19 protein-coding genes and 1 riboswitch are annotated in these 19539 nt (G+C 56.2%); of the genes, 7 read left to right on the forward strand and 12 right to left on the reverse strand.

Annotation, left to right across the window (positions count from 1 at the left end; genetic code table 11):
- The first annotated feature begins 127 nt into the window (after positions 1 to 127).
- The 7 genes from SDD30_RS03880 (at position 128) to SDD30_RS03910 (ending at position 5223) form a co-directional block, all read left to right on the forward strand.
- On the forward strand, positions 128 to 436 hold the full coding sequence (locus SDD30_RS03880; RefSeq protein WP_434073623.1) for a J domain-containing protein: 309 nt from the start codon (positions 128 to 130) through the stop codon (positions 434 to 436).
- Between the two features lie 147 nt (positions 437 to 583).
- Positions 584 to 2008 (forward strand): aminodeoxychorismate synthase component I, encoded by a 1425-nt coding sequence (gene pabB / locus SDD30_RS03885; RefSeq protein WP_434073624.1) that lies wholly within the window; start codon positions 584 to 586, stop codon positions 2006 to 2008.
- Positions 2005 to 2838, forward strand: a complete 834-nt coding sequence (locus SDD30_RS03890) for an aminotransferase class IV (protein ID WP_434073625.1) — start codon at positions 2005 to 2007, stop codon at positions 2836 to 2838. The genes pabB and SDD30_RS03890 overlap by 4 nt, the downstream gene beginning before the upstream one ends.
- Before the next feature lie 231 nt (positions 2839 to 3069).
- Positions 3070 to 3248: riboswitch (cobalamin riboswitch) on the forward strand.
- Between the two features lie 69 nt (positions 3249 to 3317).
- The gene (locus SDD30_RS03895; RefSeq protein WP_434073626.1) at positions 3318 to 4067 is read left to right on the forward strand and encodes an ABC transporter ATP-binding protein; all 750 of its coding nucleotides are present in this window, start codon (positions 3318 to 3320) and stop codon (positions 4065 to 4067) included.
- A 12-nt stretch (positions 4068 to 4079) separates the two neighbouring features.
- On the forward strand, positions 4080 to 4634 hold the full coding sequence (locus tag SDD30_RS03900) for a hydantoinase/oxoprolinase family protein (protein WP_434073627.1): 555 nt from the start codon (positions 4080 to 4082) through the stop codon (positions 4632 to 4634).
- A 23-nt stretch (positions 4635 to 4657) separates the two neighbouring features.
- Positions 4658 to 4963, forward strand: coding sequence for a DUF4258 domain-containing protein (locus tag SDD30_RS03905; RefSeq protein WP_434073628.1), 306 nt, complete (start codon positions 4658 to 4660; stop codon positions 4961 to 4963).
- 5 nt (positions 4964 to 4968) lie between these two features.
- A complete protein-coding gene (locus SDD30_RS03910) occupies positions 4969 to 5223 on the forward strand; it encodes a YgiT-type zinc finger protein (protein WP_434073629.1) in 255 nt (84 codons plus the stop codon).
- Positions 5224 to 5319: 96 nt separating this feature from the next.
- On the opposite strand, the gene SDD30_RS03915 is transcribed toward SDD30_RS03910, so the two are convergent.
- The 12 genes from SDD30_RS03915 to SDD30_RS03970 form a co-directional block, all read right to left on the reverse strand.
- Entirely contained in the window at positions 5320 to 5871 is a 552-nt protein-coding gene (locus tag SDD30_RS03915) for a nickel-dependent lactate racemase family protein (RefSeq protein ID WP_434073630.1), read from the reverse strand.
- A 19-nt stretch (positions 5872 to 5890) separates the two neighbouring features.
- The gene (locus SDD30_RS03920) at positions 5891 to 6583 is read right to left on the reverse strand and encodes a hypothetical protein (protein ID WP_434073631.1); all 693 of its coding nucleotides are present in this window, start codon (positions 6581 to 6583) and stop codon (positions 5891 to 5893) included.
- A 413-nt stretch (positions 6584 to 6996) separates the two neighbouring features.
- Positions 6997 to 8106, reverse strand: a complete 1110-nt coding sequence (locus tag SDD30_RS03925) for a uroporphyrinogen decarboxylase family protein (protein WP_434073632.1) — start codon at positions 8104 to 8106, stop codon at positions 6997 to 6999.
- A gap of 94 nt (positions 8107 to 8200) precedes the next feature.
- On the reverse strand, positions 8201 to 10036 hold the full coding sequence (locus tag SDD30_RS03930; RefSeq protein ID WP_434073633.1) for an ASKHA domain-containing protein: 1836 nt from the start codon (positions 10034 to 10036) through the stop codon (positions 8201 to 8203).
- Positions 10017 to 11672, reverse strand: coding sequence for a response regulator transcription factor (locus SDD30_RS03935; protein WP_434073634.1), 1656 nt, complete (start codon positions 11670 to 11672; stop codon positions 10017 to 10019). Before SDD30_RS03935 ends, SDD30_RS03930 begins: the two co-directional genes overlap by 20 nt.
- A 106-nt stretch (positions 11673 to 11778) precedes the next feature.
- Positions 11779 to 13602 (reverse strand): histidine kinase, encoded by a 1824-nt coding sequence (locus tag SDD30_RS03940; RefSeq protein WP_434073635.1) that lies wholly within the window; start codon positions 13600 to 13602, stop codon positions 11779 to 11781.
- A 137-nt stretch (positions 13603 to 13739) separates the two neighbouring features.
- Positions 13740 to 14537 (reverse strand): methyltetrahydrofolate cobalamin methyltransferase, encoded by a 798-nt coding sequence (locus SDD30_RS03945; RefSeq protein ID WP_434073636.1) that lies wholly within the window; start codon positions 14535 to 14537, stop codon positions 13740 to 13742.
- A 17-nt stretch (positions 14538 to 14554) separates the two neighbouring features.
- Positions 14555 to 15181 (reverse strand): corrinoid protein, encoded by a 627-nt coding sequence (locus SDD30_RS03950; protein WP_434073637.1) that lies wholly within the window; start codon positions 15179 to 15181, stop codon positions 14555 to 14557.
- 190 nt (positions 15182 to 15371) lie between these two features.
- Positions 15372 to 16139, reverse strand: coding sequence for a response regulator (locus SDD30_RS03955; protein ID WP_434073638.1), 768 nt, complete (start codon positions 16137 to 16139; stop codon positions 15372 to 15374).
- Positions 16140 to 16185: 46 nt separating this feature from the next.
- Entirely contained in the window at positions 16186 to 16587 is a 402-nt protein-coding gene (locus tag SDD30_RS03960; protein ID WP_434073639.1) for a response regulator, read from the reverse strand.
- Positions 16553 to 18670 carry an ATP-binding protein gene (locus tag SDD30_RS03965; protein ID WP_434073640.1) on the reverse strand — a complete coding sequence of 706 codons (2118 nt, stop codon included), beginning with the start codon at positions 18668 to 18670 and terminating at the stop codon, positions 16553 to 16555. Before SDD30_RS03965 ends, SDD30_RS03960 begins: the two co-directional genes overlap by 35 nt.
- Complete coding sequence (locus SDD30_RS03970) at positions 18663 to 19346, reverse strand: LuxR C-terminal-related transcriptional regulator (RefSeq protein WP_434073641.1); 684 nt, start codon at positions 19344 to 19346, stop codon at positions 18663 to 18665. The genes SDD30_RS03965 and SDD30_RS03970 overlap by 8 nt, the downstream gene beginning before the upstream one ends.
- Positions 19347 to 19539 lie beyond the last annotated feature (193 nt).

Genomic DNA, 19539 nt, shown 5'->3' on the forward strand with positions numbered 1-19539 from the left:
CTCCCCCGGCATGCCTGCTTTATATAATATACCGCTTGACAGTTTACCATAACCTTGTTATCTTCGCTATATAACCTGAAAATCCTGCCTGGGGAAGCGGTTTTACCGGACGGAAGGGGCAGCCAGAATGACCGTTAGAAACACGACCCTGGAGGATAGGGCGCGCCAGATCCTAGGGGTGGAGGCCGGGGCCGACATTATGGCCATCAAAAAGGCTTACCGCCGCCTGGCCAGGCGGTACCACCCCGATTGCAACCGGGATGCGGATGCGAGCAGTGAGAAATTCATGCTGATCACCGAGGCGTATAACTACCTCCTGCGCCACCAACTTCCCGGGCGCAATTCCCCCCTGGCGTCCGGCCTTAACCTGGAAAAAGAAGACCCGGATGCAGCATACGCCTCCTGGTGGATGGAGCATTACCGCGATTTTTTCTAAAGCCCAGGATCTCGCTCGCGAGACAGGCAGTACCGTGCCTGCAAGGTATGTGTCAGCACCTCTCCCTCTTGTCCTGCTGCGACATCTATGTTATATACTAATCGGCACACTACAAAACTCTTGCCCAACTTGCTGGAGGCGTAAAAATTGCTGCCCATCGTCACTGAAATCAAGGCCCCCGCCGATCCAGAAGCCCTTTATATCACCTTGACCAGTGGCCGGGAAAACAGCTTCCTGCTGGAGAGCGCCCTCCGGCACTCCCGTTTGGGTCGCTACTCCTTCCTGGGCGGCGACCCCTTCCTGGTCCTTAAAACCTGGGGCCATCAGGCTCTCCTCTTCCGCCCCGGTGGCTTAACCAAAACGATTACCGGCCACCCCTGGGAGGTTATCCGCTCCCTCCTGGCCCAATACCGCTTACCGCGGCAGGAACAACCCATCCCTTTTACCGGGGGTGCCGTTGGTTACCTGGCTTATGACCTGGGCCGTTATATAGAAAAGATACCTGCTTGGGCCACCGCTGATCTGCCCTTCCCGGAGGGCTACCTAGCTTTCTATGATACCATCGTCGCCATCGACCACCAGGAAGAAAAGGTTTATCTGGCTGCCAACGGTTTCCCGGAAACCGGCCCGGCAGCGGAAAAAAAGGCCCTGGCCAGAATCAAAGAACTCGCCCCACGCCTGGCAAGCATCCGGTCCCCGCAGCCTCCGGCCGGTCCTAACGATGAAAGGCCGGGCATTACCTCCCTGTTTACCCGGGAAGCTTACTGCCAGGCCGTCGCCAGGGCCAGGGAGTATATCGCCGCCGGGGATATTTTTGAAGTTAACTTATCCCAGCGCCTGCAGGCGCCCCTGACGATGGAGCCCTGGGAGCTATACCACCGCCTGCGGCGAGTCAACCCGGCGCCCTTCGCCGCCTACCTCCCTTTAAAAGAAGGGGTCATTGCCAGTGCGTCGCCAGAAAGATTTTTGCGGGTAAGCCAGGGGAAGGTAGAAACCCGGCCCATCAAAGGCACCCGGCGCCGGGGTGAAAACCCGGAAGAGGATCAATCCTTGCGACAGGAGTTATGGCAGAGCGCTAAGGACCGGGCCGAACTGGTAATGATCATCGACCTGGAAAGGAACGACCTGGGTCGGGTCTGCCGGGTTGGCTCGGTGCAGGTACCGGAGCTTTTTGTTCTGGAAGAATATGCCACGGTTTTTCACCTGGTAAGTACCGTCACCGGCGTCCTGGAACCGGGAAGGGATATGGTGGACCTCTGGCGGGCCACCTTTCCCGGCGGTTCTATCACCGGTGCCCCCAAGGTACGTTCCATGGAAATCATCGAAGAACTAGAGCCTGTACGGCGCAGCGTATACACCGGGGCCATCGGCTACCTGGGGTTCGACGGGGAAGCCGACTGGAATATTGTCATCCGGACCTTGCTTCTAGCCAGTGACCAGGCCTATTTCCAGGTCGGCGGCGCCGTGACGGCCGACTCCCAACCCCTGCTTGAATACCAGGAGACTCTAGACAAAGCCCGCGGCTTGATCGCGGCTTTATGCGGCTTTACATGGAGGAAAAGAATAAAATGACAGGATCGGTTGTCTATTTAAATGGCTCCTTGTATCCCCCCACCACAACCGGCATCGACCCGGATGCTCCCGGCTTCTTGTACGGAGCCGGGCTCTTTGAGACCATCCGCATTGAGAATCGTCAGCCCCTGTTTCTTGACGAACACCTGGAGCGCCTTACCAACAGTGCTTTGCACCTGGGCTGGCCACCACCTGCAAAGGAGACTATCAATATCCCCTTCCAGGAGGCCATCGCTAGAAGAGGCGTAACTATCGGCCGCGCCCGTCTTAATTTTTTCCAGGGCCGGGAGGGTTTTAACCTGCTCCTGGCGGTAAATGACGGCCTGCCCTATACCCCTCAGGAGTACCATCGAGGCTGCCCGGCAGCCATTGTGAGCATACCTCGCAACCAGCGTTCCCCCCTGGCCGGATTGAAGACCATGAACTATCTGGAAAACCTCCTGGCCCTGGCCGAGGCCCGGTCCAGGGGAGCCCGCGAGGCCCTGCTCCTGAACCTGGATGGTTACCTGGCCGAAGGCAGCCGCAGCAATCTTTTTATTGTTTCTGATGATGCCCTCTATACCCCCGATCCGGCCAGCGGCCCCCTCCCCGGCCTGGCCCGTGCCCGGGTCCTGAAAATAGCTACCGGCCTGGGCCTGATGGTAAAAGAAGAACCTTTACCACCGGAGGCGCTCGCTACAGCAAGGGAAGCCTTCCTGACCAACAGCCTGATGGAAATCCTCCCCCTGACGCAGGTAGACGGCCGTCCCGTTGGTGATGGCCACCCCGGACCGGTGACGACCCTGCTTCAAACCTGTTATCAGGAGAAAAAGGCTGCTGCCCGCGGCTAAAAAAGCCCCTGCCACTTCACTTTTGCCAGGTTAATTGCCCAAGCATCCGGGTTATCCGGGGTTGGAAAACCCTCCCGGTTAAGATATGTTGGCGCCTTACCTGCCTTGATCGGCTTCTAAAAGAACTCCTGCCGACTATTTACTCCCTCTAAGATACGGTGGATCTGGCGGTTTTTTTAAGCTCCTGGCAGGAATTTTCGACCGGGCGTCGTATATTTTTAGTAACAAGAAACCTTATGAAGCGTCGGAGGTGCCCGCTGCCTAAGCGGGAGAATAGGGAATCAGGTGTCAATCCTGAGCGGACCCGCCACTGTGTCCGGGGAGGAGCCTGCCAAGACCACCCTGCGGGGGAAGGTGCAGGAGTTCCGGTGATCCGGGAGCCAGGAGACCTGCCCCGGCGTGGACCTGTTGTGGCGGATGATGGTAAAATCCCCACCCATTAATTGGGTGGGGATTTTTGTTTTCGGGGGTGAAGGCGCGTGATCCGAGCAACAATTAAGTCTTTTTCTTACCCCGGCAGCGCAACCGTCCTTAAAGATATCGACCTGCACATCCAGGAGGGGGAGTTTGTCGTCATCACCGGGGTATCCGGGGCGGGTAAGTCCACCCTGGCCCGCTGCCTGGCAGGGGCGATACCCCATTTTTTCCCCGGCCGGTTGGTGGGCGAGGTAAGAGTCAAGAGCCGCGAGCTGGCCTCCTTGACCCTGCCGGCCATAGCCACCTTTATGGCCTATGTCGACCAGGAACCCCAGAACCAGCTCTTTCACCTCAGCGTTGCTGAAGACGTGGCCTTCGGGGCCGGCAACCTGGGCCTGGAAAGGGAGGAGATCCGTGCCCGGGTCGATGGTGCCCTCACCTTCGTCGGCGGCCGGCACCTGGCAACCAGGAGCCCCATCACCCTCTCCGGGGGCGAACTGCAGCGCTGCGCCCTGGCCACCTATATCGCCATGGCCCCCCGGGTGATGATCCTCACCGTGGCCCTTAACGCCCTGATCGAGAAAAAGGGGGTGAAGACGGCCCTCATCACCACTGCCGGTTTCCGGGATGCCCTGGAAATCAGGCGCTCCCGGAGAAAGAACCAATGGGATTTCCGGGCTCCGGTACCGCCGGTCCTGGTACCGCGACGGCTGCGCTTCGGCCTCCGGGAGAGGATGGATTACCGGGGCGTCCCGCTACTCCCACTAGACCGGGAGCAACTGGCCGCCATTGCCGCCCAGCTGGAGGCGTAAGGCGTCGCGGCCGTGGCGGTATGCCTGCTTTTTGCTTTTAAAAATCCCGCCCACGAACAGGAGGTAGGCGCTTACCTCCGCCGCCGCCTGCCGGGGGTATTCATCTCCCTCTCTTCCGAGGTATCCCCCCGCCTGGGGGAGTATGAACGAACCTCGACCACGGTTTTAAACGCCGCTTTAAGCCCCCTCCTGGCCGACCACCTGGAGGAGCTCCAAGCCTTTTTCGCCGGGGAAGGCATGAAGGGTCGAGTATGGCTAATGCAGAATAACGGCGGCCTGACCGATAGCCGCGCGGCCAGTTCCTTTGGGATCAAGGGGCTCTTCTCCGGTCCGGCCGGGGGTGCGGCATTATTTCGGCCGCCAAGGGCCAGGAGGAGTACGGCGTGGTCATTAACGGTAACGCCGTCGACGAGGAAGCCACAGCTTCCTTACGGGCGTAGATGCGCCGGTAGCGGTAAAGAGGCGCACCGGCCACTCCTGGCGGAAATGCTACTGGGATTTTTATCTCTGGGCTTTTTCACGGGGAATTTCATAGATTGTGTTTTCCTCTACCGCATGGTACTATAGTTTTGAACTGTGAGGCTAAAACCTTGGAAATAGGGCAAATACGAAAGAGGATACGGGAAGGGCAATATCGTTTAACGGTTCACGCTGCAATTCGTTCCAAGGAACGGGGCATTACTACAAACGATATGGAAGCCGCAATCCTGAATGGCGAAATAATCGAAGAATATCCCGACGATAAGCCTTTTCCAAGCTGTCTTATTTACGGTCGTACACTTTCCGGCCTGCCGTTACATGTAGTTTGCAGTTTGGCGCCCATAAGCGATATTATCACCCTCTACCTTCCGGATGAGAAGAAGTGGATAGATTACAAAGTCAGGCGAAAGGAGTAAACGCCATGAAGAACGACCAAAGTATTTGCCCGGTATGCGGCGGAACGCTAGAAGAAAAACTAACCCAGCTTGATTTTCGTTATAAAGGCCGATTAATCGTGGTGGAAGGGGTGCCGGCCCAGGTTTGCAAAGACTGCGGCGAACAATTAATTTCCGCCAGGACTTCCAAGGATATAGATGTTCTCTTGGATTCGGATATCAAACCAATTAAGCAAATTAATGTGCCTGTATTACCCTTTCGCCATATTGCCCAGGCTTAAGAAAGTAGCCCTCTCTTGCCGGTGGCCTAAAAACCACCGGCTTTTTATTTTTTATTTACTGGGCAAGCCAGGTTCGATAATTACTGACTAGGTGGCCTAGACAGGCAGTACTGAACCCGCCTGGGGTATTAACAATACTTTCGCTTCGGGGCCTATTTCCCCCAAAGCTCGGTTATAAGCTTCCGGCAAGCTGGTAAAAGGCTCTACAAAGACTTGCTGCACAACCTGCTCTGGTAAAGAAGATACCAAATAGATCTGAATATCCTTTAAAACCATGGCAATGGCTGCTGCTTTATGACCGCCCAACTCGAAGTTAGTATGAATACGTGCGATCAGATCCTCGGGTTTTTGGGCCGCTGCAATCCAGCGGGTAAAGGCCTCATCTCCAAGGCCCTCCGGGCATGCGGCCACCAGGATGAGGATCCCGCCCGGCCTGACCGCCCGCCGGGCGTTATCGATGGCCTTCTGGGCCTGGTAAAGGTTGATGTCTTTAGGGAAACCCCCCGCCGAGGCAATGACTATATCTGCCGGTTCAGCAAAAAGAAAGCCACAGAAATAATTGCCCGGGAAAATCGATAATATAAGGTCATATAAGTGATGGTTACATGAATGATATAGAATGCCATATATCACTTTGAGCAATACCAATATAATGTTTAAACCGCCCTTACTGGGGCGGTTTGATGTTAATGCGCTTATTAAAGTCGTAAAAGTCGACGATCATGGTCAGTTTATCCTGGGGGTGTTCCCGGTGACTGGCTTCCAGAGAGACGCGGCGGATATAGGTACTGCCCCGTTCCACCAGAAACTGGTAGTTGAAATCCTGCCAGTAACTGTTGAGAAAATGGTTGTTGACCCGGGGCTTGCAGGTCAGGAGGTAGGGCCGGCCCGGGATCTTCTTCTGGCGGCCCAGGTACTGCAGGTCGTTGACCTGCATGATCTTTAGGATAGACATGGGATTAATTTCAGCCATAAACTTTTCCTGGTCCAGGGGGCTGTTGCCCGGGGTTACCATCCAGCGCTTGGAGGATGGGTCGCGAAAATAGGTCGTTTCCTTGACTTGATAAATCTCCACCGGCTGGCCCGTCATCTGCCCTTTTAGATAGAGGCTGCCGTCGCTGGCCTTTTCCCCATCCAAATTGCTCAAGGCGACTTTATTACCTCCCGTCAGGAGGCTGGCCTCGACGTGAAAACGGTAGCTGCCGGCCTGGTTGGTAGTGTCCAGGGCCTGCACGATAAGCTCCTGGGGGTCGACCTTGACCTCCCGCAGGTAATAGTTATAGGCCCAGGCGCCACCGCCCAGAACCACGATTAATACTACCGGCAGGATGATTTGCCAGCGTAAGAACCTTTGCAGCAATGACTTCCCCCCTCTCCGGCCGTCGTTTCCCGGGTACTCAGCATATTCTATTTAATGGTATGGCAGGCGGCCAGGGATATACCAGGATATTTCTGGCAACCAGCCGACCTTGTACCACAGCAAAAAAAGGCCTGACTGAATGTCAGGCCTGTAAATTCAAGGTTACGCCCATATTGCCCAGGCAGTACTCTCACATTTGAAAACGGTAGAAGTTATCTCGCAATATAGCCTCATATCGGGGTTTAAGCCCGCACCAGACAGGGATAAATGGCATTTACCGCAACGCGGGACCCGTTCCGGGACGGGGGGCCACTTTACAAGATCCATGGAGCGAGCCAGGCGATGCCAGCCCGCTCGTACCAACCCGATAGCATCACGAGTAAACAAAAATTTAGGACCGAGATTCGGGCGGCTTACTGGTATCTCCCATATTCATCTACGGCCCGGTACAGGGCCAGGACGTTTTCCGGGGGCAGGGAGGCGTGCAAAATACCGCAGGCTGTCGAGAAGATATAGCCCCCGCCGGGGGCCGCCACGTCCAGCAGGCTATGGACGGCTGCGGTTATAGTATCCGGGTTGCCGGTAACCAGGAGATCCAGGTCGAAGTTGCCCATTAGGCACAACTTCTCCCCATACTCCCTTTTAACGGCCCCTATATCCATGCCGGCGGCCGGCTCCAGGCCCTGGAGACCGTCCAGGGGCAAACCGGCCAGGTCGGGCAGAACGGCCTGGAGATTGCCGTCGGAGTGATATAGGACCGGCAGGTCCATTTCTTTGAGCCCCTCCACCTGACACCGCAAAAGGGGTAAAAAGAGCTCCCGCCAGAGGTCCGGCCGGATGTAGGTGCCCCGGTCGTAGGCAATATCGTCGCCGATAATAATACCGTGGGCCCCGGCCTGCCGGCAGAGGCGCGCCAGTTCTAGATTGAAGTCGGCAACGGCCGCCGCCAACTCCTTAATGACCCCCTCACGGGCGGCTGCCGCCAGGAGAAATTCGGTAAAGTCAAATAACCGCCCCGTCCCCTGGAAGGGGCCGTCGACAAAGGCCAGGACAAAAAAGTCCGTTTCCTCCCGCCAGCGGCGGATGGCCTGCAGGTCGAAGGAGGCGGGGTCCGGCAGGGTATAACCTGCGGCAGCCCCAATATCCGGGATAGCCGGGGCCAGGAATACCTTTAATTTCCCCCGGTTGGTATAACGGCAACCCCAGGCATCCTGGTAGCTGTCGGAACCCTGTTCCGCCACCGGCGCCGCCGGGGTAACGGCCAGGAGGTCCATCCCCAGGAGCTCCCGGGCCGCAATCTCAGACTGGAAGCTGGCACCTGGATTCCGCCTGGTGGTATGCCCAGGGAAGGCTGCATCAGTTCGCCAGGAAGAACTTAAATCGCCGGCACCGGCAGCGGTCCCAGCTTTCTCCCGTCTCACCAGGGCGGCCACCAGGCCCGGTTCCAAAGCAAATTCCCCCCGGGGTACCCGGTCGGGCCGGCCGCCGGCCAGGGCCACCCGTACCCTTTCAATATGCGTCACGTTCTTTTTCCTCCATTCGACTCTAAGACCCGGCTCGCTATTAACTGCTTCAAATTGTGAAACTGGCGTAGCCACTGTCCCTCTTTTTGTGTTTCTACGGCAGCAAAAGCGAATTTACATATACATCCTGGAAGGAGGGTTGAGTCATGAGTTCAATATAGCCGACTTCCTTGGCAATACTCTCGCACCGGCGGCGTTCCGTCATGGAGATTAGGGATAGGCGCGCCCCGGTGCCGGCGGCATTGCCTACCTGGTGAAAGGCCGTCAGGGGCAGGTTGGGGAACATGCCGATGGTAACGGCGCTTTCCAGTTGCAAATGAGTGCCAAAGGCCCCGGCGACCACGACTTCCTCCAAGTCCGCCACGGTCAGCCCGGCCGCCTCCAGGAGTAGCAAAGTCCCGCTGGCGATGGCGGCCTTGGCCAGCTGGATCTCGCTGACATCCTTCTGGGTGACCACCAGGTCGCCGTCAATGCCGGTAGCTTCGGCAGGTACCAGGAGAAACTCCGGCGGCCCGCCCTCGACCGGCCGCCGCACCCGGGGGTGTTTGAGATCCATGCGGCCGTTTTTGTTAATGACACCGGTACGGTACAGCTCGGCCACGGCATCCAGGATACCCGAACCGCAAATACCTAAAGGAGGTGCCCCGCCGATGCTCTCCCAATAAACCTCCCGGCCATCGTCGCTCAGGCGGACAGCGGCGATGGCGCCGGTGATGGCCCGCATCCCCTGGGCGATATGGGCGCCCTCAAAGGCCGGCCCCGAGGCGCAGGAACAGGAGAGCATCTTGCCGCCGTAGCTCAGGACAATCTCCGTATTGGTGCCGATATCCAGGCCCAGGGTGACCTGGCGGGCCTCATCGAGCCGGCTGCCCAGGATCATGGCCACATGGTCGCCGCCGACAAAACCGGCGATTACCGGCTGCAGGTAAACATAGGCCCCCGGGTTAAAGTTTAAGCCCAGGCTCCGCGCCTTGACCTCCACCGGCGTAGTCAGGGCCGGCACATAGGGTGCCCGGGCCAGCTGGGCTACCGGTAGATGTAGTAACAGGTGGTGCATGGCCGTATTGCCGACAATGACGGCTTCCTCAATATCCGTCGGGGCCACACCGGCCTTTACCGCCAGGGTGGCGGCCAGGCGGTTCAAACCTTCAATCTCCACTTCCTGGATACGCCGGTACTCCTCTTCACCCTCCAGGGCATAGCCCAGGCGGGCCATTACGTCTTCCCCGTAAGCTATCTGGGGGTTCATAATCCCATCGGCCGCCAGGGTCGCTCCTGTCTCCAGGTTGATCAGAAATCCGGCGACCTTGGTGGTGCCCAAGTCGACGGCCAGGCCCACCGGCGGCGCCGGCCGGCCGGCGTAAATATTGATCACTTCGGACCCGCGTACCGTGACCACACCCTGGCCCTCCGCCGCCAGGGGTTCTCCCTCCCGGGCCAGGCCAAAGTCCACCCCGGGCCGTTCCAGGCCATAGGTGTTCTCCAGCTCCCCGGTCACCTGTTGCCAGATGGGGTGGGGATTTTCAATAGTAGTCTTATTCAAAGATATGTTATATCTTTTTACCGGCGGTTCGGGGACAACCTCCACTTCCAGTCCCTCGACCTGAAGTTTCTGAACTCCGAGCATGGATTCCGGCGGAATCTCCACCTTGACGGGACCGGTGACCGTGGCCTGGCAGGCCAGGCGGTAGCCCTGCTCCAGTTGCGCCGGTGACAAGAAGCGCCGCTCTGCCGGCGTTATCTCCCCGGCCGGCCCGGAGGCTACCCGGACCCGGCAGCGGCCGCAGAGACCGCGGCCCCCGCAGGGAGCAGTAAGCCCGCCAGACCCCAGGGACAATCCTAGTTGCTGGGCGGCAGCCAGAATCGTTTGACCGGTTTCCACCTCGGCCCGCCGGCCCACCGGCTGAAAATCAACTAACACTTCTGCCATAGCTGGCACCCCCAATTTTGCGGAAGACACTTGGTGTGTAACCTTCCTGTTTTTTAAAGACCTGGCCAAAGTAGCGGGCGTCGTGGTAACCCACCCGGGCGGCGATCTCCGCCACCGGCAAATTAGTGCTTAATAGCAGCTCCTTGGCCGCCTTGAGGCGCACCCTGGTCAGGTAATCGATAAAGTTTAACCCTTTAAACTGTTTAAAAAGGCGGCTGAAATAGCAAGGGCTCAGGTAGACCTGTTGGGCGACCTCCTCCAGGGTCAAATCCTGGCTGAAATTGGCCTCAATGTACTTACCGGCCCGCTCGATAAGGGAGGAGTTGCGCTGCTCCCTGATTTCCGCCACCTGGCCCACCAGGGCCAGCAGGCGTTTCAGGATGCGTTCCCGCATCTCGGCCAGGTTATCCAGGGTGAGAAATTCATCGCTACCGGCCAGGGCAAGGCTGGAGACCGCCTCGGCATCGGCACCGCCCTCCAGGGCGGCCCGGGCTGCCAGGGCGCTCAGTTCCAGGAGTTTCATCTTCAATATCGCCGGTCTCTTTTCCTGTTCCAGGAAGAGCTGCATCAAAATTTTATTAACCTGATCATAGGCAGCCTGGCTAACACCCATCCGGATGGCCTGGGTTAATTCCTGCTCCTGGGATGCCGGTAAAAACTGGCTGGTAACGGACCGGGCAATAACGTCGTCGGCATGGATAATCTGGTCGCCGCCATAGAGCAAGCGAAATTCCGCCGCCGCCACCGCCTCAGCGTAAGAGCCGGCCAGTTCGGTGACCCTGGCCACGGGCCGGCCAATACCAACCGTTACCGTAGCCCTGGTGTCCCGGCGGACCTGCCGGCAAATAGCCTCGCCCAGGTCGACGACGGCCCGGCGCCCGGCTTCACCGCCGGGCAGGTGGTCCAGGGGCAAAAGGATAACGAATTCATCCCTGGTAACAGGGGCCAGCAGGGCGCCCGGCCAGGATGCCGTGACCCCTTCCAGGGCCTCTTTAACCTGCTGCTTTAAAATCTGGCGGTCGATTTCCGTCCCCTCCCGGGACAAGGCGGCGAAATTATCAATATCCACCAACAGGGCTATCCGGGGTAGGGTGTTGATCCCCAGAAAACGCGCCCGGCTGAGGGCCTCAGTGACGGTGATATTACCATTAATCAAATCCATGATAAAGCCCAAGCGAATAAAGGGTTTGGTTTCCTCCAGGACGGCCCGCAGCCTGGCTGTCTCCTGCTGGCGGCGGCGGGCTGCGGCGATGCCGGCGGCCAGCTCGTCCAGAAGGGGCAGCATCTCTTCCCCAGCCACCGGTTTCAATAAATACTTGGAGGCGCCCAGGGAAACAGCCTCCCGGGCATAATCGAATTCACCGTAGGCGGTAACAAAGATTAACCTGACCTCAGGGAGAAGAGCGCGGATCTTCTGCCCGGCAGCCAGACCGTCCATGACGGGCATTTTAATGTCCAGGAAAATGATATCCGGCTGGAGCCTGGAGGCCTGGTTTACCGCTTCGACCCCATTGCCCGCCTCACCAATTACCAGGTAGTCCGGCCGCTCCCGGGCCAGCAAGAAACGGATGGCCTGGCGCTCCAGGGGTTCGTCATCGACGAGAAGGATCTTGATATCCTTGCCATCCGTGGCCAAAATGGGCCTAGCCTCCTTTTTATTTTATAAGATGCGGGAGGTGAGAATCCCGGTAAAATTGGCTCCACCAGAGATGGACAGCTGGTTTTTCGTTTCCTCCCATTACTCAAATAGTATAAGGGAAAGTCAGCTGAACGCAAGTGCCTTTTCCTGGGGTGCTGGCGACGTCCAGGGCGCAGTTGCCGCCGAACTGGTGTTGCAGGCGCCGGTAAACGTTGACCACCCCCAGGCCGCTCACCTGCCCCTTGCCGCTCCGCCGGACTTCCAGGTCGAAAATGGCCTTTTTGACCTCGGGCGCGATGCCCACGCCGTCGTCTTTAATCGCCACCTGGACTTGATCGCCTAACAGGCGCACTGTAACGGTTATTTCACCGCCCTCTTCTTTAGGCTCCAGGCCGTGGATAACGGCATTCTCCACCAGGGGCTGCAAGATCATGCAGGGTACCCGGGCCTGCAGAGCGGCTTCTTCTTCGACCACCACCCGGCCGCGGATGCGGTCAGAAAACCGGGTTTGCTGGATATAGAGATAATCGCGTACGGCAGTAATCTCTTCCGCCAGGGTAACTGTCTCTTTGACCTGGTAGAGGCTGTAGCGCATGAGGCGGGCCAGGGCGCGGACCATTTTTTCCGTAGCTGCCGCCCCGTCCAGGAGGGCCAGGCGGGCTACGATATTTAAGGAGTTAAACAGGAAGTGGGGGTTGACCTGGGACTGGAGGGCCTTGAGTTCGGCTTCTTTCAGGGCCTGTTCCAGCTGGTGCTGCCGTTTGAGGAAGTGGATGAAACTGCTGCGCTGGTCCTCTAGTTCTTTATTGGCCAGCAAAACCGTATTGAGCTGCATGATCTGGCCGGAGACAAAGGAAAGCAGGCCGCAGACGGCCTCCAGGTCAGCCAGAGAGAGGACCGGTACGGCTGTCTGCAAATCGGCCGGGGCGGGATCGCCCTCCAGCAGGCAGTGGCCGCAGAGAACGGCCCCTACTGTCCCATCCTCATTGGCCAGGGGGTAGGAGATCTCCACCAGCCCGACGTGGCAGCGGTAGATAAAGGCTTCTTTAAAGTTACCCCGCAGGGTGGTGACGTCCAGGGGCCGGGCCGGGTTTTCCTGCAGCAGGTGGCAGTGCCGGGAACACTCCAAAAAGCCCCCCAGGGGCGTCAGGGGGTTGCCGGCGGCATCCACCATCACCAGGTGCAGGCCCGTCATGCGGGTAAAGGCCCGCTGCAGGTCCTCCAGGGATCCCTCGCCGAAAAATAGATCCAGGGTGGCTGGCGCCAGGACGGCCTGGCGCTTGCGGTCGGCGCCGATTAGGTTTTTGATCAAAGGAATGGCAGCTGTGGCATCGGCGGCGTAGCCGTCAGCTCCCATGCGGGCGGCAATCTGGGAATTCAGGGGCGTGCCGCCTACCACCACCTTGACCTTGTTACGCCACCCGGCTTCCTGGAGAGCGGCAATGGTATCCTCCATAGCGTTCCGGGTCGAAGAGAGCAGGGCCGACAGGCAAAGGACGTCGGGGTGGTGTTTAATAACGGCTTCCACAAAGGTACTGGGGGCGACGTTAACGCCCAGGTCAATAACCTCGAAGCCCGAGGCCTCCAGCATAATGCTCAACAGGTTCTTGCCGATATCGTGAATATCCCCCTGGACGGTCCCGACAATGGCCCGCCCTACCGGTGGCACCCCCCCCGCCAGCATCAAGGGTTTTAGCTCCTTTAATCCGGTATGCATGGCCCGGGCGGTGATAATCAGGTCGGTAACGTAAATCTCGTTGCGCTCGAACCTTTCCCCCACTACATCCATGGCTGTCACAAAACCGTCGGTAATTATCCGCGCCGGTTCGATGCCGGCGTCCAGGGCCTTTTTAATCTCTTCCCGGACCCGGGCGGCATTACCATTGATCACGGCCTGGATCAATTTTTCCAGGGAAAAGGATGCCATATTATTCCTCCTAAGGAAAACGGCCGCAGCAGGGAACTAACCCTCCTGAGGCCGCAAGGAATTCCCACTTAATCATAAATTTGACGTCAGACACAAATTCCCTTCCCCGGCAGGCCGCCTCATTAAAGAGTTGGAGTCTAAGCTTTAATCTTTCCGGCCCGGGCGGCCGCGATATACTCCAGGCAGTATTCATCCTGGCCGTACAGGGCGGTGGCGGCCCGCAACAGGCCCATTAAAGGCATATCCAGGGGATCCAGGATAAAGGCGTCCATGCCCCGGGTGAGGCACATGACCATAAAGGCCCGGTTCAACAGCCGCCGTTCCGGCAGGCCGTAGGAAACATTGGAAAGACCACAGATGGCATGAACCTTTGGATATTTTTGCCGCAAGGCGGCCACCGACTCCAGGGCTTCGACGCCGTACTGGCTGTTAACCCCCAGGGGTTTAATCAGGGGGTCCAGGTAGATATGATCTTCCGGTATGCCGGCCGCGACCAGGCCCGGCACCAGCTTATCAGCTACCCGCAGCCGATCCGCCACTGTTTCCGGCATACCGCCGTCATCCATGCACAGGGCGATGACTTTGGCTTTATACTGTTGCAATAGGGGCAAAACCTCGGCCCAGCGCTGCTTCTCGGCGGTGATGGAATTGACCAGGGCCTGGCCTTTATGGGCTGCCAAACCGGCGGCCAGGGCCTCGGCGCTGGGGCTATCAATACAAAGGGGTAAATCCACGACTTCCTGGACGCTGTTTACCAGCCAGGTCATGACCTTTTCTTCTTCACCAATGCTTGTCCCGCAGTTGACATCAATAATATCGGCTCCGGCCTCGGCCTGTTTCCGAGCCAGGTCCTGGATATAGGCCTGGTTGCGGTCGGCGATGGCCTGGGCGATAGCCTTACGGCTGGAGTTGATTAACTCTCCGACGACGAGCATTCCTTAGCCTCCTTAGATTAAGCGAGGAGTTGCGCCGCCAGATCCACGGCCGAGGCGGCATCAGGGGCATAGCCGTCGGCGCCGATTTCGTCGGCGAACTTCTGGGTTACCGGGGCGCCGCCGATCATAATCTTAATCTTATCGCGGTAGGCAGCCAGGCCTTCGACGGTCTTCTTCATCTGCATCATGGTGGAAGTCAACAGGGCCGAGATGCCCACCAGCTGGGGCTTATGCTCTTCCACGGCCTGGACAAATTTCTCCAGCGGCACATCGATACCCAGGTCGACAACTTTGTAGCCGGCGCCTTCCATCATCATGATAACCAGGTTCTTGCCGATATCATGTAAATCGCCCTTTACCGTGCCGATAATCAAAGTGCCCTTATCCTTCATCTCGCCGCCGGCCAACAGGGGCTTAACCACGTCCATGCCGGCGTGCATGGCCCGGGCCGCTACCAGGACCTCCGGTACATAGACTTCATTATTCTTAAATTTAACGCCGATAATGTTCATGGCCGCAATCAGGCCATCATTGATGATCGTATTGGGTTCGATACCCTCATCCACAGCCTGCTGGGCCAGTTCCCGCACCTTGTTGGCATTACCAGCCATTAATGCTTCTTTGATTTCCTCCAGGACTGCCATTTGCCGTTCCTCCTTAAAATATAGGTTGCTTCATTTTTAAGTTTATTTTAAGATAAGTGGAACGGCAAGGCTAAATTATTGCCAAAGGTTGATTTTCTTGCCCTTGGCGGAAATTGGCTGCCCTGGAGCAGGTAAAACGTCAGGAGCGTTCAGCACAGTACCTACCCGCTGCCCCCGGCGTAGCCGTCCCTTACGGCTCGTTGGCTTTTTCCGCCGCCTGCAGTATTTGTAAGAAGGACAACAAACCCGGGGGCAAATCTGGCATATTGGGGTCAGGGCCAGGAGTAATGTGATGTCCTTTTACCAGGAAGATCGTTGTCGGCGGGAACCCCAATACCGCCAAAATCCCGGCCCCGATAGCCGCATGGTCATCATCTTCCCCACTACTAAAGGCCAGGCCTATATCGTGGAGTAAGGCCGCTTCATAAAGACTGGTTGTATTTATGGCGGGCGTTGGCAGCCCGGCCACCATCTCCTGACAGGTAGCGACTACGCTTTGAGAATGGCCGCTGCGCTGGAGCCTTTTTTCCCCCAGGTCGTTGAGATGCCGGGCCACCCGCAGCCGCCAGGCATCATAATGCTGCTGACGCCGGGAGAAATTAGCGGCTAATAATACCAGCTCCTGCAGATCTAGGGGTTTATTCAAAAAGGCATCTACCCCGGCCTGAAAGGCACGCATCCGGTTTTGTTTATCCGGGAAGGCACTGGTGACAATTATCGGCGGCGCTAATTGGCCGTCCTGCCGAGTTAGATTCTCAGCCACGACGAAACCGTTTTCCCCCGGCAGGCGCAAGTCCAGAATAATTAAATCGAAGCTTTCCTTTTTAGCCCGTTCGATAGCGTCGACGCCGTTATTTTCATGCGTAACTACCGCCCCTTTAGCGGTCAAGAGGTCCTTGAGCAATCGGGCGCTATTAACGTCATCTTCAACTAATAATACCCTCGCAGTCTGCATCATAATAAACTTTATTCTCCTTTGCGGCTCTCGTTTGCAGCCGGCAGGGTTAATCCCGGCGCAGAAATTTATGGATTAGTTCCGGCAGAGCCCGCGTATCAATGGGTTTGGCGATAAACCCGTCGCAGCCGGCCTTATAGGCATTATCACGATCCTGTTTCATAGCATGCGCTGTCAGGGCGACAATGGGGATATCCCTGGTCCCGGGGTCACCCTTTAACATTCTGGTAAAGGTGAGGCCATCCGTCCCCTGCAGGGAGATGTCCATTAAAATCAAATCCGGTTTTTGTTTCTGGAGGGCTGTTAACGCCGCAGCAGGATTAACGGCCTGGATAACGTGAATATTGTACACCTCCAGGAGATCGTTAATCAGGCGCATATTATCAGCATTATCTTCCACAACCAGCACCAGGGGTTTACCCTGCAAAGGAACGGCTTCCCGGCTTGCCATCTTGCTGACCCCCTTCCGAACTCTCCTGGGAAAGCTTCCCGGCCGGCAAATAGAAGATTACTTCCGTCCCTTGACCATACTTACTCTGGAGCTCGATCCGGCCCTGATGCAACTCAATGAGCTTTTTGGATAAAGGTAAACCCAGACCCACCCCCTCAAACTTTCTCTGATATAAAGACTCGCATTGATAAAACTCATCGAAAACCCGCTGCTGGTCTTCAGGCTTGATTCCTATACCCGTGTCCCTCACACTAACTGCTACTTCATCTTTTTTATACCAGGCCCGGAGGGTTATCTTCCCTGCCGGCGCAGTAAATTTGATGGCATTGGAAAGCAGGTTATAGAGTACCTGTTTAATCCGGACGGGATCAATGGCCAACTGCGGTAATTGCGGTTGGATATCCACTCGAAGTTCCAATTCCCGTCCGTTGGCCTGGGGTTTAATGATGGTTACTACCGCCTGAATAAGCTCTTCCAGATTGACCCTCTCTTTATTGAGAACGATCTTCCCCTGTTCGATGCGCGCTAGATCCAGGATATCGCTAATGACCTGCAGGAGGTGACGCGAACTACGGAGGACTATCTCCACATATTCCTTCTGGGTGGGATTTAATTTACCGAAAAGCTCATCCGCCAGCATTTCGGAAAACCCAATAATGGAATTAAGGGGTGTCCGCAGTTCATGGCTCATATTGGCCAGAAACTGGGTCTTAAGGTGATTGAGGGCCTTTAATTCAATAACCGCCTTTTTTAATTCCCCGGTTCGCTCTTCCACCCTTTTTTCCAGTAAAGAATTGGCTTCCGTCAATTCATCAGCCAAGTGCTGCAGTTGCCGGCGATCATTCTCCAATTCCTGCATGTAGGTCTCGGTTTCTTTGCACTTTTGGTACAAGCTTCTGGCCATGCGGTTAAAACAACGTTGTAGGTACCATATCTCCTGGATATCGGGAACGTTTATTTGCTCCAGCCGGTCGATATGTTCCTTAGTAACCGATTCCGTCTGGGAGATCTCTTTAGCCAGGTGGCTGAAGGTGGTGACCGGCCGGGTAATACGGCGCGATAAAAAGGCCGCCAAGATAAGGCCCAATAGTAAACAAATGGCCAATGCGGCCAAGATGGCTAAAAAAGTATCCCTTTTAATATTGGTGATTCCCTGGGACGGCACGCCAACGCTGAACTCACCAATAATGCGCCCGGTAGAGTTATAGATAGGATCCGATACTACCAGGTGAATCTCCCCGGGACTTATCTGGGCCTGCCCGATATAACGTTTGCCGGCTTCAATAGTGGTGACTAAAGTGGGGGGTTGCGGGAGGCCGACAAAGTTCATCCGGGAAGCGCCCTGGATGTTGGCCGCTATCCTGACTCCCTGGACCCCGATCGATAGAAAAGAGCCGGGTACCTTATGAGTATAGTTGCCGGCGATTTCGTAGTCGTTGTTTAACAGGTGACCGGCCACCAGGCAACCGAGGATTTGGCCCTCTACCTTTACCGGTACGGCGACGACCTGAATCAACGCCCCGTTAAAAAAGGTGTTAGTCGACTGGCCATCGAGATCTTTGATTTCCACCAGAACCCGATCCTTGAGCCCGGGGTTTAAATAGGTGATTGTATTAATCGGAACAACCTCAGAGGAAGTTAGCGTCTCTCCCCCCGCCCAGCTTTCCCGGAATAAACCAGCAATACTCGCTGTTGGGTCACCCTCACTTCTCCCACTTGCGGCTATGACCCGCCCCTGGTTATCGATGGCCTGCCAGAAATCAACCTGCGGCCTGTTGTTCAATAAACCCGCCACTTCCCCGGCATCCCCTCCGGAAAAAAGCGCCGTTACCCCTTTTAATGAGGCGATAATATCCAGATTGGCTTTGGTCTCGCGAAAAAAACGATTATATTCATGCCAGGCAATAATCAGGGAGCGATCCAGAAGGCTGTTTATATTAGCCTGGATGCGGGAGGAAATGATAGGCAGGGAAAAGCCGGAAAATAAGGCCATAAAGGATCCTAGCACCAGGGTGAAGGCTATTAGCAGGCTGGTGTAAAGAGAAGGTAGCTTCTTATAATGCTCTTTGGGCTTTCTAGGCAAGGTCATCACTTTTTACCAAACCCTTTTCAAGGGCGAAGATGGCAGCCTCGGTACGATTGGCCAGGACCATTTTGTGCAGGATATGGGTCACATGGGTTTTGACGGTACTGGGGCTGATAAACAGTTTGGCTGCTATATCTTTGTTCGACAGGCCCAGGCCCACATAATATAGAATCCTGATTTCCTGCCGGGTAAGGCCCTGCAACGCCTCCGCCTGGAGCGTTATTTTCCGGTAGTCATGATCTTTAACCTTTTCCGACTCCGGGTAGCTGATGCTTACCGGCAAAGAATATACAGCCGTAATTATACTCAAATTTCTTTTTATTGCCGCTATATCACGGGTCCGGCCGCTGATAAGAAATAAATCTTTCCCCCCCAGCTTAAAGGCCGTTTTTAAACAACAACTGTAAACGTTTTGGTAGCAACAATGCAGCACCGTTTCTTCTTTGCCAGTTTCTTGCCCGGCTTTTTTAAGCAAATACCGCCTTTCTTCCTGGCACCTGTTACCTGCCGTTTCGGCCTGAAAGCAGTCCAGGGGCAGGCGCGAAGGGATTGTTACCTCCGTCCCATTATTATCTACCAGTACCAGGCTGAGCCCGGTCTTCTCTGCTAGCACATCCTGGGCTCGTTGTAACCGGGTCAGTAAATCTGCCGCCCCCATAAACCCCCGCCCCATCTCTTCCTTAAAAATAACTTCTAAATAACCTCTAGTTAATAACCCATGTTAAATGACCCTTTAATTATACCATGATTATTATTCGCCTTTAAGAACTAAACCTCCTGCCAGAACATTTATTTTTGCCTATTGATCATACTTTCGGTTTAGTCAAAATAACGATCTGCTACTTTTGGTTTAAATCCGCAACAAC

Source organism: Moorella naiadis (nom. illeg.) (assembly GCF_051020825.1).
GTDB lineage: Bacteria > Bacillota > DSM-521 > Neomoorellales > Neomoorellaceae > Neomoorella > Neomoorella naiadis.

Bases quoted from the DNA above. Each gene is read 5' to 3' on its own strand.
- SDD30_RS03970 (WP_434073641.1), bottom strand. From the start codon at position 19,346: ATGGGGCGGGGGTTTATGGGGGCGGCAGATTTACTGACCCGGTTACAA.
- SDD30_RS03930 (WP_434073633.1), bottom strand. From the start codon at position 10,036: ATGGCAGAAGTGTTAGTTGATTTTCAGCCGGTGGGCCGGCGGGCCGAG.
- SDD30_RS03950 (WP_434073637.1), bottom strand. From the start codon at position 15,181: ATGGCAGTCCTGGAGGAAATCAAAGAAGCATTAATGGCTGGTAATGCC.
- SDD30_RS03890 (WP_434073625.1), top strand. From the start codon at position 2,005: ATGACAGGATCGGTTGTCTATTTAAATGGCTCCTTGTATCCCCCCACC.
- SDD30_RS03940 (WP_434073635.1), bottom strand. From the start codon at position 13,602: ATGGCATCCTTTTCCCTGGAAAAATTGATCCAGGCCGTGATCAATGGT.
- SDD30_RS03955 (WP_434073638.1), bottom strand. From the start codon at position 16,139: ATGATGCAGACTGCGAGGGTATTATTAGTTGAAGATGACGTTAATAGC.
- SDD30_RS03945 (WP_434073636.1), bottom strand. From the start codon at position 14,537: ATGCTCGTCGTCGGAGAGTTAATCAACTCCAGCCGTAAGGCTATCGCC.
- SDD30_RS03910 (WP_434073629.1), top strand. From the start codon at position 4,969: ATGAAGAACGACCAAAGTATTTGCCCGGTATGCGGCGGAACGCTAGAA.
- SDD30_RS03960 (WP_434073639.1), bottom strand. From the start codon at position 16,587: ATGGCAAGCCGGGAAGCCGTTCCTTTGCAGGGTAAACCCCTGGTGCTG.
- SDD30_RS03880 (WP_434073623.1), top strand. From the start codon at position 128: ATGACCGTTAGAAACACGACCCTGGAGGATAGGGCGCGCCAGATCCTA.